The sequence below is a fragment of the Gracilibacillus xinjiangensis genome (assembly GCF_042651765.1).
In the GTDB taxonomy this organism is placed as follows: Bacteria; Bacillota; Bacilli; order Bacillales; family Amphibacillaceae; genus Gracilibacillus; species Gracilibacillus xinjiangensis.
Genome location: NZ_JBHSDT010000008.1, coordinates 351,300 through 362,530, shown reverse-complemented (window position 1 = coordinate 362,530; position 11,231 = coordinate 351,300). Strand labels below are relative to the sequence as shown.

Here is an 11,231-nt window from a genome sequence, read left to right as displayed (position 1 = left end):
TTTCTATAAAGGAGCTTGACAATGATCTATTGCGATTATGCTGCGACTACACCAGTAATGGAAGATGCTTTATCTATCTACCAAGAAGTGGCGAGAAACCATTATGGAAATGCCAGCAGTTTACATGATGTAGGCTCAAATGCAGCAAGTATATTAGAAAATGCGCGAAAGCTGTTAGCGGAAACATTAAAGACATCCAGTGACGCGGTCTATTTTACAAGTGGCGGAACAGAGGGAAATTTACTGGCAATTGATACATTGCTAAGGTCGTGTACTGGAAAGAAGCATGTAATTTCCACAATTATGGAGCATAGTTCTGTCTATTATCATTTGCAGCATTTGGATAGAGCCGGTTTAATTGAGGTTACGTTTCTAGATGGAAAAAGAGATGGACAAATTGATTTAGAGGAATTGAAAGCAAGTATTCGACCAGATACATGTCTTGTTTCTATCCAGCATGTTAACGGGGAAACTGGTGTTATCCAGCCAATTGAACAAATCAGTCAGCTTTTACATGAACGAAAGATATATTTTCATAGCGATTGTGTCCAATCATTTGGTAAAATAAAGATTGACCTGGAGAAAACTCCTATTGATGCAATCACGATATCCAGCCACAAATTATTTGGGCCTAAAGGGATTGGTGCAATATATTTACATCCTGCCATTCCATTAACAGCACACCCTATCCCTATGAATCATGAAAAGGGAATTCGTCCAGGAACTGTGGATGTTGCTGGTGCAGCTGCATTTGCGTATGCTGCTGATTATATGAGTAAAGAGCTAGCTACACATTCAGAACATCTGACAGCACTAAAGAAGTATTTCGTTGAACAGTTGCAGAAACAGCAAATCCCTCTCGCTCCTGTATTAAATTCAGACAATGGCTGTCCAAGTATTATTGGCTGTTTAACAGAAACAACACAAGGTGATTACATTTTGTTAGAATACAATCGTTATGGTGTAGCCATATCAACAGGAAGTGCATGCAGTCTCGGACAACAGCAAATACCACGGGCGATCAACCCATTTTTAACAAATAAAGCTGATGGCAAACGGTACATTCGGTTTTCATTCAGCCATTTGACAACAAAGCATGACCTTGATCAAGTGCTTGATATATCAGCAAGAATTTTCAGGCGAATAAAGGAGGAACAAGTAGCCCAATGACAAAGAAATTAATTGGTAATGACAGACGAGAAGCCATCATCGGCTGGCTGCAACAAGCAAAGAAGCCAATAACTGGTGGTGAACTGGCTGAGAAGGCCAATGTTAGCCGGCAGGTAATTGTTCAGGATATTACCTTATTAAAAGCACAAAACCACCCTATTATTGCAACAAGCAGCGGCTATTTATTTATGCAGCAACAAGCAGCACAACCGTTTGAGAGGGTGATTGCATGCCGCCATCACCGGGAGGAAACAAAAGATGAATTATATACGATCGTTGACAATGGCGCAATGGTAAAAGATGTGATGATTGAACATCCAGTCTACGGTGATTTAAAAGCATCGATCATGGTAAGCAATCGTACGGAAGTAGATTCATTTATTGAAAAGGTCGAACAAAAAAATGCACCATATTTATTAGAGCTTACTGACGGTGTACATAACCATACCATTTCAGCAGATCAGGAATGGAAATTAGATAAAGCTTTTGAGGCATTAAAACAAAAAGGTTATCTATTTAAATAAGGAAAAACGCTTGCGAATTTATATCGCAAGCGTTACACCATTCCCACTATGCAAATAATAAGGATAACTGCCTAAAATTTCTACAGAGCACCCCAATGATTCCATTTCCGCAATAGCATTTGGTATCAATACTTCATCTAACTTCTGCTCTATATCAATTAAAAAATAATAGTTCCCTAACCCTGTTTTCATCGGACGGGATTCTATTTTAGACAGATTTAAGTTACGCCAGGCAAATGCAGATAACACTTGATGCAGAGCACCAGGGCGATCCGAAGGCAGTGACACTGTTATTGTCGTTTTATAACCTTTTTCCTCTAGTTTATTTGACGTTAATGCTGCATTCTCTTTGTGTAATACAACAAATCTAGTATGGTTATTATCAAAGTCATGAATATCTTTTTCTACAATAGATAAGTCATATTCTTTTGCTGCTAAATGGTTCGCAATGGCCGCAACATTTTCCTCAGGATGTTTACTAACATATTCTGCTGCAGCTGCTGTTGATGCCATGGAATTTGCTTTAACATTTGGCAGCTCATTTCGCAGGTAAGCATGGCATTGAGCAATCGCATGAGGGTGTGAATAAATGATGCTTAACTTATCTAATGGCTGTGCTGCATTGCTCGAATGCACCATTAAATGCTGGCGAATGGGGACAATTACTTCACTGACAATTTTGACATCTTTTGCTTGTATTATATAATCTAACGTAATATTGACTGTTCCCTCAATCGTATTTTCTAATGGAACAACTGCATAGTCGATTTCTTTATTTTGTACTGCATCAATGCACTCCGGAATATTTTTATAACCTTTTTTCACTTCACCATTAAACATGGAATCTACTGCTATTTTTGTAAATGTACCTTTTGGCCCTAGATATCCTATTGTTTCTGACATGAAATTTGCTCCCCCTATTTAAGACACACCCGAACTTAATATTTCAACCTGATTCACATAGGAAACTTGTTTTAACTGATGGATCAATTCATCGATCTCTTCTGTCATACCTGTTGTGTTCAATGACAACGTAACATTTGCCTTCCCTTGAATTGGAATTGTTTGATGGATCGTTAAAATATTGCATCCAGCACTTGCTACCATTGATAACAAATGGGACAATGCACCTGTCTGGTCTTCAAGATGAAAGAATAATGTGAGCATTTGCTCTTTTACCATGTGTTGAAAAGGAAATACGGCATCACGATATTTATAAAAAACACTCCGTGATAAACCGACCTTTTTCGTTGCTTCATGGATGGAGTCTACTTTTTTGCCTTCCAGCAATTTTTTTGCCTCTATTGTTTTCTTCATTCCGTCTGGTAAGAAATCCTCACGTACCAAGTAGAACTTTTCATTCTTTCCAGGCATTCATTCATTCCCCTTTGTTTGTATGAGCATAAGGATAATTACTCCATAAACTCGAATTCAAAATCAAGCAATCTTACCGTGTCACCATCTTCAGCGCCTCGTTCACGCAATGCCTCATCGACACCCATTCCGCGCAATTGACGTGAAAAACGCTGAATAGATTCATCTCGGGTTAAGTCAGTCATTTTCAGTAATTTTTCGATTTGCTCTCCCGATAATACAAATGCACCATCAGGATCTCTTGTAATCTTAAAGGCTTTTGCCTGTTTTTCGTAACGGTATACTACTCGATCCTCTTTTTCTTCAATCGGTTTGTAATTTTTCGGTATCTCATCTAATTTATTCGCAACAGCAAATAATAAGTCACGAATCCCTTCCCTTGTTACTGTTGAAATGGGGAAAATCGGATAGTCTTCTTCTAGCTGTTCCTTAAAGAAGGCTAATTGTTCCTCTGCTTCCGGCAGATCCATTTTATTCGCTGCAATGATTTGCGGACGTTCTAATATTGTTGGATCATATTGCTCGAGTTCTTTATTAATTGTAATAAAATCATCGTAAGGATCGCGACCCTCTGTTCCAGCCATATCCAGCACATGTAAGATGACACGTGTTCTTTCCACATGGCGCAAGAATTGATGCCCTAAACCGACACCTTCATGTGCCCCTTCTATTAAACCAGGTAAGTCTGCCAAAACAAAACTTCTTTGGTCTTGTGTATCGACAACTCCTAAGTTCGGGGATAACGTGGTAAAGTGATAATCAGCAATTTTTGGCCTTGCCGCACTCACTACAGATAATAAGGTGGATTTTCCAACACTAGGGAATCCAACTAATCCAACATCTGCAATCAGCTTCAATTCAATTTGAATATCTCGTTCTACACCAGGTTCACCATTTTCTGCAATTTCCGGTGCAGGATTTCTTGCTGTGGCAAAACGGATATTCCCTCGGCCGCCACGGCCACCTTTTGCAATAACTGCTCGTTGCTTGTGTTCAACTAAATCTGCCAAAACTTCCTCTGTGTTAACATCCTTCACTGTAGTACCTGGAGGAACAGCGAGAACTAATGGTTCTGCATTCTTTCCATGCATTCCTTTACCCATTCCATTTTCACCGCGGTTTGCTTTAAAATGCCTTTGGTAGCGGAAATCCATTAATGTATTTAATCCTTCATCAACTTCAAAAATGATATCTCCACCATTTCCACCATCGCCACCTGCAGGACCACCCATTGGTACATATATTTCACGACGAAAGGCAACACTCCCATTGCCCCCATCTCCTGCTTTTACATAAACTTTGACCTGATCGACAAACATTCGAATCACCTACTTCATTTATTCTGTCCATTTTAATTGTAATTGCTTGTCTTCCCTTACTTGAACATTATCCAAATACTTATTATCTCTGAGCTTTTCTATTAATGTACCCTGATTCATCCATTCTCCTTCAATGGATAATTGCAGTTGTGGTCCATTTTGAATAACTAAAACAGCATGATAGTGTTCAAATTCTTTCCGAAAGGCAGATAAATCCGCAAAAATCCTTTCCAATCGCTGTTTAAGAAGGTCATCAGATAATGAAACAGTCCGATCATCCATATCTATATGATAATCTAATGATACATTCTCTGAAAACCAATTTTTCTTGTAAATCCACAGCATCGTTTTCGGGATTTGTAACCGATCTAACTGTCTTTCGCGATTAGCTTTTTCAATAATCTCATTTATCTTTGATTGTGCTTTTTCTGGTTTCCCTAATTGTAAGTATCCCATGACAAGCTGCAAATCATTCAGATTATCATGACGATAATGACGCAATAGTTCGATAACCTCTCTATCTTCCATACCCACGTTCACCTCTAAAGCATAATAAGAAAATTATAGCATAATTGTGCTTGAAATGCGATAAGTGGTGTACGGATGTTTTTATTGCTGTGATACTATTTTAAACGAATGGATAATAAGATGGAAAGAGGGCTTGGCTTGGGGATAATTTTAACCTGCGAGAGCAGACACCACTTTTAATTCATCAACCCCTGCATGATGAATGAACTTGGGAGATGATCAAACAGCTCCTATTCTGCATTCGTTCCATGTGCGAGAAAATCTATGTGTGATTAATGAAAAAGACTCTAACCTAATACGGTTAGAGTCTTATCGAATCCTTATGCAGGATATACACTTACCTTTTTGCGATCGCGTCCGTAGCGTTCGAATTTAACAACACCATCAGTTTTAGCATATAGTGTGTCATCTCCACCACGACCTACGTTTTCACCTGGGTAAATTTTAGTTCCGCGTTGACGGTAAAGGATAGAACCACCAGAAACGAATTGACCGTCTGCACGTTTAGCACCTAAACGTTTAGACTCAGAGTCACGACCGTTTTTTGTACTACCTACACCTTTTTTAGACGCGAAGAATTGTAAATCTAGACGTAACATAATCGTTGCACCTCCTTATTTAATAGCATCAGTGATTGATATAAACTGACCATAATCCCGCTCAATGGTTTGTAATGAAACAACCATTCCTTCTAATAATATAGAGGCTTTCTCATCATTAATATCATCAGGAAGGGAAATTTTCAAATAACCGCCATCATCACCGGCTTGATCAATCGAAATATCTATTTCACATAATTGTAATACCGCATTTACAGCACCGAAGGAAACCGCAGATACGGCGGCACAAACTAAATCATGCCCGTAAGGTCCGCTTCCTGCATGTCCTGTAACGGTAAAGGATTTTATTGCACTTTGCTTACGCTCAATAATCACTTCAATCATAAGAGAAACCCTTATGCATTGATTTTTTCAATCGTCAATTTTGTATATGGTTGACGGTGACCTTGTTTGCGTGAATAGTTTTTCTTTGGCTTGTACTTGAATACAGTGACTTTCTTCTGACGGCCTTGTTTTTCTACTTTCGCAGTAACAGTAGCTCCATCTACGTATGGAACACCAAACTTAGCCTCATCTCCACCAACTACAAGTACTTTATCAAATGTTACTGATTCACCAGCTTCAGCAGCTAGTTTCTCTACGTAAATCACTTGACCCTCTTCTACTTTCACTTGTTTTCCACCAGTTTCAATAATCGCGTACACAATATGCACCTCCTCTAATACTCAGACTCGCCATACAGGCAGCTTTATTAAAGCTTTCATAACCTGTTCTGCGCGGTTGCAGCAGCAACGGGTGCTACATAAACAACGAATCGATCATACCATATTTCATAGCACTTTGTCAATGTTCCATTCCTTCTTTTGATCAATATATTCTTGTACAAGTTCCCCGCTGCCACTTCTCACAATATGATAGTTGGAAGTATTGCTATCAATAAACTGATAAACATCTATTGTAACAAGATCGGCAATGTTCCGGAGAATATATTGTTGAATGAAATGATGAAATTCAGGCGAGCATGCTACAATGACAGCCTCTGTTTTTGTACCATTCCATGCCAGCAATTCTCTTTCAAACTGATAAGCAAATGATTCTATGGTTTTCTTATAGCCAATAGTTGAGGATTTGTCTGTCAATAACTGCAAAATACCGACATGTTCTCGTTTTCTCGTCATTTCCGCAAGTCCCAGCTTCGTAAAGCCATATACTTCTGTTCGAATAGGATCACAGGCTAACTCTTTTCGCAGCAATTGCAAAATATGCTGTTGTTCCTCTCTATTTTTCATTTTTAAAAAATCAATTAATATAATGCCAGATATATTACGTTTGCGAATTTCTGTTGCAATCGGCCTTATCGACTTTTGATTAATATGATAAAGGGTTGATCGTCTATTCTGTCTGCTCTGATACTGGCTGCTGTCAATATCAATCACTGTTAAGCCTTCTGTCTGCTCAATCGTTAATACAATCCCGTCTTTTGTTCGAACGGTTGGCTGTACAGCTTCTTCTAAAATTTGATCAATTGATTTGTCGCCAGGTAAAGAAACCGATTGTTTGTACAACATCTTATCAGCAAGATCAGGGAATTTCTGTTGCATCTGTTTCATTATTTGCTTTTGATCAAAAATTATCTCAGTTAATGGGAGACTCTGGTACTGGTTTAACATTTGATCCGGTACTTGATTAACTGTTTGTAATCTACAAGGAGCTTTTTTATTTTTAGAGAACTCTAACAGATTCACATGCGTTTTTCGCAACTGTTCCAGCTGTTCTAATAATTCATCCTCTGCCATATCAACACTTTTCGTTCGGATAATCAGCCCTTCTTGCACTGTTAACCGATGTTTTAAGAGTGATTCCATCTTAATCCGGTCATCTTCTGTTAGCTTCTTGGAGAATGCAAGATAACCGCTGTAAGGTAAATAAACCATACTGGCACCAGCATAAGTGATATTTGCCGTTAATCTGGGGCCTTTGTCCTGATATGCCTCTTTTATCACCTGCACAATGATAGAAGAGCCCTCTGTCAGCTTTGATCCCAGTTCGCTATTGAAGGGATATTCTTTTTTTGACAAGAATCCAACTACATTTTTATCTATTTCAATAAAGGCAGCCTCAATTGATCGATCAATGTTCCTCACTTTTCCTAAATAGATCGAGCCAACCCGTGCATGACTAGTTATACGATCTAATTGAATATCTTTCACCTGGTTCTCTTCCGTATAGAGACCAATTTTTTCTGTTAATCTGGTTTGAAATATTAACCTACACATAAGTTACCTCTTCTTCCATTTTTGCGATATCACCAACCGTCAGATGATGAATCTTCTTCGTAAAAAACGCTTGAATACATTCCGATTCTGTTATAAAGAAAGGATGGTCTCTGTTATAATTCCCAGTCACCCGAATGACATGATACCGATTGCGGTAAAACTGATAAAATATATCAATAATACGCTGATCCATGTCCACTTTTAAAATGGATTGTTTCTTATAACTGCTTGCTTCACTATTGCGGTAAAGAATAAACTTCCACCACCGATAGTGCCTGCGTTTCCATTCTAAACGATTTTCCCAAAATAAAAAAACAAAAAGCAAGCATAAACTTAGTGAGGAGGTTCCTATCAAAAATGCGCAGACTAAAAATGCAGCAATTGATACAACTGATAGAATAATTGTTAAAGAATGCGCCATATGAAAAGGAAACAAGCTATCACAGATCAGCTGCAGCATCCGCCCACCATCCAATGGGAAAATCGGCAGTAAATTTCCTAGCAAAATAAATGTATTATATTGCATGGCCATATTGATGGTTGATTCAGGTAACCAACCGATATACCCAATAAAATAAAAAAAGAAGAATAAAAACAAATGCTGCATCGGTCCAGCGATTGTTACGATCCATTCTTCTTTCATTGATCTTGTACCATTATCTTCTGTTTCCATTACTCCACCAAATATCCATAAATAAATGTGCTTTACTTTCCAATTGAATTTCCTTGCGAAATAATAATGACCCATCTCATGAAAAAACACGATAAAAAAAATGATGATAAGGTCAACAAACATACCTGTTAAAACTGATACTGCGATAAAGAAAAAGACAATTGGATGGATATGGATTGGAGGCAAATAGTTATGGTTGCTCATTGACATGAATCACCTGAATTGGATCAATGTATTGCTGATTCTTTTCCACAGCAAAATAGATTGCCTGGTTTGCTTCCGATGGCTGGTATGATCCAATGATTTGATTTGCTTTAACTGATTGATAGGAATGAACTTCAATATCTGATAAGAAACCGTAAATAGTCTTGCTTCGATCGGCATGCTGAATAATTACTGTCTTTCCTGTCTTCTGGTCATTGCCAGCAAATAAGACCGTCCCAGCATCCACTGCTGCCACTTCTGTTTCCTCCTCTGCTGTAATCAGAATGCCTTGTCCATTTTCCTGAAATGATTGATTAATCTGTCCGAATGCAGGCAATACATCAAGTTGTTCCCCTTCTGTTACACTTGTCTCTAATGCAAATGGTGCCCCAAACTTTGCCTGATACCATGCATTTACAGATGCAAAAGGAAATTCTTCTTTTAATGCATAGCTTGTCCATTCTTTCGGTTTCTCTAACCAGCTTGATTCAGATGTTATGGAGATTGCACAGATAAAGAAAAGAAATACAGCAAGGACACTTCTCACTAAAAATGATCGAAAAACTATGGGATGATTATCAGATTTCCCATCGGAACTTGGTATGGAAGGATAAAAACCATGTCTCTCTTCGTCTTCGAGATTAATCCTCCTTGAAAATTCAGTTGGACTGCTTCTTTTATAACTGCTGGTAACTTTCTTCTTCTCTTGTTTCCGACGGTTAATATTATTCCGAATCGATGATAAGTTATTTTTTTTCATATCCTCACAATCCTTTATCGAGTTTGTAAATATTGTATGATAGGCATTTAGTGAATATGATTAATTAAATGATTGATCGTATGATGAACCGGAAAATAAAGTGCTGCTCTTCTACCTGCCAAAAAAGGATGAATTTAAAAACCGAACAATAAATATTCAAGTATATCACTCATTAATATACTCATATAGATAATGCTAGCTCAAAGTCTCTCTTCCAAAACGGTAACCTGGCATGAAGCCGAGGAAGATAGATACCTTTCCAGAAAGCAAAAAATCCGGACAGAATCGTCCGGATTATCGTAAGGACAAACTACTTTTGTCCCAGCCTCTTGTAATTGTTTATTAACTCTTTCCAAATACTTTTTTCAGTTTATCTATAAAAGTTACTTTCTGATCTAACGACTGAAGCGGTACAGATTCTCCTAATATCCTTCTAGCAATATTACGATAGGAAATGGATGCTTTAGTATTCGGATGAAAGGCAATCGGTTCTCCATGATTAGTTGCTTTAATTACCTCATCATCATCCGCTACGATTCCAATCAAATCTATCGAAAGAATTTGAATGATTTCATCAATATCCAGCATATCACCATTCTTCATCATATGGTTACGGATTCGGTTAATGATTAAGTTTGGTGGTTCTATATCTTCCTGCTCCAACAAGCCGATAATACGATCAGCATCCCGTACACTTGATTTCTCTGGTGTTGTGACAACAAGCGCCTTGTCAGCACCTGAAATAGCGTTTTTAAACCCTTGTTCAATGCCTGCCGGACAATCGATCAAAATATAATCATACTCTGCTTTCAGTTCTGTAATAATTTCTACCATACCTTCTGGAGTTAATGCAGTCTTATCACTAGTTTGTGCCGCAGGTAATAAGTATAAGCAATCAAATCGTTTGTCTTTAATTAAAGCCTGGGATACTTTGCATCGTTTCTCTACCACATCAATAATATCGTAGATGATTCGATTTTCCAGCCCCATTACAACATCCAAATTTCGAAGACCAATATCTGTGTCTATTAAACACACTTTCTTATCTAGTAATGCTAACGATGTACCTAAATTAGCAGTAGTAGTTGTCTTACCTACCCCACCTTTTCCTGACGTGATAACAATCGCTTCACCCATTCATAATCCTCCTCTCAAAAACACTTAAATCTGAACGTGTCCTAGCCAAAGCACTTATACGATCCATCACAATTTGTCCACTGGATTTGTCAACAAATCCGCATTCCATCATTCCGCCATCATTTTCATAATCTGGTGAACGACTAATAGTATCGGCAATTCTCAGCTGACTTGGACTCATAAAAGAGGCGGCAATAACTGATGCCATATTGCCGTCACTACCGGCGTGGGCGATTCCTCTAAGGTGTCCCAAAACATATATATTTCCAGTTGCAATCACTTTTCCGCCAGGATTCACATCACCAATTAATAATAGATCGCCTACAACCTTAAGCACTTGACCTGAGCGTATTATTTTATTATGTAATTTGATCGCTGTATCATCTCTCCATTCCAGAGCTGTCTGTTTTAAAATAACGTTTGATACAATCTGATCAACGATGAAGTTTTGTTGATTGGAGAAAATATCCTTTAACTTACTCTCCTGCTGATCCGATATATATCGATTCCCAAGCTCAACTCTTATCCGGATCGGTTGTTCATTCTCAGCTATATAGTTCATTGATAGAACACTCTCTAATTCCTTTAATAGATCATCGAATGTACAGGTATCATCCATAAAAAGCGTTAAACCATCACGCGTTCCTTTTATAGTGATACAACGATTTGCTGCCACAATACTTCAACCCCTTAATCTATCTTCATG

14 protein-coding genes and 1 other annotated feature are annotated in these 11,231 nt (G+C 38.1%); of the genes, 2 read left to right on the top strand and 12 right to left on the bottom strand.

The genetic code is table 11. The annotated features are described in order from the left end of the window. The first annotated feature begins 21 nt into the window (after positions 1-21). Positions 22-1,170 (top strand): IscS subfamily cysteine desulfurase, encoded by a 1,149-nt coding sequence (locus tag ACFOY7_RS12995; RefSeq protein WP_390252525.1) that lies wholly within the window; start codon positions 22-24, stop codon positions 1,168-1,170. Beyond that, complete coding sequence (locus ACFOY7_RS12990; RefSeq protein ID WP_390252524.1) at positions 1,167-1,694, top strand: transcription repressor NadR; 528 nt, start codon at positions 1,167-1,169, stop codon at positions 1,692-1,694. Before ACFOY7_RS12995 ends, ACFOY7_RS12990 begins: the two co-directional genes overlap by 4 nt. Before the next feature lie 18 nt (positions 1,695-1,712). Here ACFOY7_RS12990 and pheA read toward each other — a convergent pair whose 3' ends face one another. The 12 genes from pheA to minC form a co-directional block, all read right to left on the bottom strand. After that, positions 1,713-2,597, bottom strand: coding sequence for a prephenate dehydratase (gene pheA / locus ACFOY7_RS12985; RefSeq protein ID WP_390252523.1), 885 nt, complete (start codon positions 2,595-2,597; stop codon positions 1,713-1,715). Between the two features lie 18 nt (positions 2,598-2,615). Beyond that, positions 2,616-3,068, bottom strand: coding sequence for an ACT domain-containing protein (locus ACFOY7_RS12980; RefSeq protein ID WP_390252522.1), 453 nt, complete (start codon positions 3,066-3,068; stop codon positions 2,616-2,618). Positions 3,069-3,106: 38 nt separating this feature from the next. Next, a complete protein-coding gene (gene obgE / locus ACFOY7_RS12975) occupies positions 3,107-4,387 on the bottom strand; it encodes a GTPase ObgE (protein WP_390252521.1) in 1,281 nt (426 codons plus the stop codon). 18 nt (positions 4,388-4,405) lie between these two features. Next, on the bottom strand, positions 4,406-4,915 hold the full coding sequence (locus ACFOY7_RS12970) for a Spo0B domain-containing protein (RefSeq protein WP_390252520.1): 510 nt from the start codon (positions 4,913-4,915) through the stop codon (positions 4,406-4,408). Positions 4,916-5,235: 320 nt separating this feature from the next. Continuing rightward, the gene (rpmA, locus tag ACFOY7_RS12965; RefSeq protein ID WP_089740762.1) at positions 5,236-5,514 is read right to left on the bottom strand and encodes a 50S ribosomal protein L27; all 279 of its coding nucleotides are present in this window, start codon (positions 5,512-5,514) and stop codon (positions 5,236-5,238) included. A 15-nt stretch (positions 5,515-5,529) separates the two neighbouring features. Further along, positions 5,530-5,859 (bottom strand): ribosomal-processing cysteine protease Prp, encoded by a 330-nt coding sequence (locus ACFOY7_RS12960; RefSeq protein WP_390252519.1) that lies wholly within the window; start codon positions 5,857-5,859, stop codon positions 5,530-5,532. 11 nt (positions 5,860-5,870) lie between these two features. Next, entirely contained in the window at positions 5,871-6,179 is a 309-nt protein-coding gene (gene rplU, locus ACFOY7_RS12955; protein WP_390252518.1) for a 50S ribosomal protein L21, read from the bottom strand. A 13-nt stretch (positions 6,180-6,192) separates the two neighbouring features. After that, positions 6,193-6,267, bottom strand: a sequence feature (ribosomal protein L21 leader region). Positions 6,268-6,305: 38 nt separating this feature from the next. Continuing rightward, positions 6,306-7,751 carry a ribonuclease E/G gene (locus ACFOY7_RS12950; RefSeq protein WP_390252516.1) on the bottom strand — a complete coding sequence of 482 codons (1,446 nt, stop codon included), beginning with the start codon at positions 7,749-7,751 and terminating at the stop codon, positions 6,306-6,308. Continuing rightward, positions 7,744-8,634, bottom strand: coding sequence for a site-2 protease family protein (locus tag ACFOY7_RS12945; RefSeq protein ID WP_390252515.1), 891 nt, complete (start codon positions 8,632-8,634; stop codon positions 7,744-7,746). The genes ACFOY7_RS12950 and ACFOY7_RS12945 overlap by 8 nt, the downstream gene beginning before the upstream one ends. Further along, the gene (locus ACFOY7_RS12940) at positions 8,615-9,388 is read right to left on the bottom strand and encodes a peptidoglycan DD-metalloendopeptidase family protein (RefSeq protein ID WP_390252513.1); all 774 of its coding nucleotides are present in this window, start codon (positions 9,386-9,388) and stop codon (positions 8,615-8,617) included. The genes ACFOY7_RS12945 and ACFOY7_RS12940 overlap by 20 nt, the downstream gene beginning before the upstream one ends. A gap of 342 nt (positions 9,389-9,730) precedes the next feature. Further along, complete coding sequence (gene minD / locus ACFOY7_RS12935; protein ID WP_390252512.1) at positions 9,731-10,525, bottom strand: septum site-determining protein MinD; 795 nt, start codon at positions 10,523-10,525, stop codon at positions 9,731-9,733. Next, complete coding sequence (gene minC, locus ACFOY7_RS12930; protein ID WP_390252510.1) at positions 10,518-11,201, bottom strand: septum site-determining protein MinC; 684 nt, start codon at positions 11,199-11,201, stop codon at positions 10,518-10,520. The genes minD and minC overlap by 8 nt, the downstream gene beginning before the upstream one ends. Positions 11,202-11,231 lie beyond the last annotated feature (30 nt).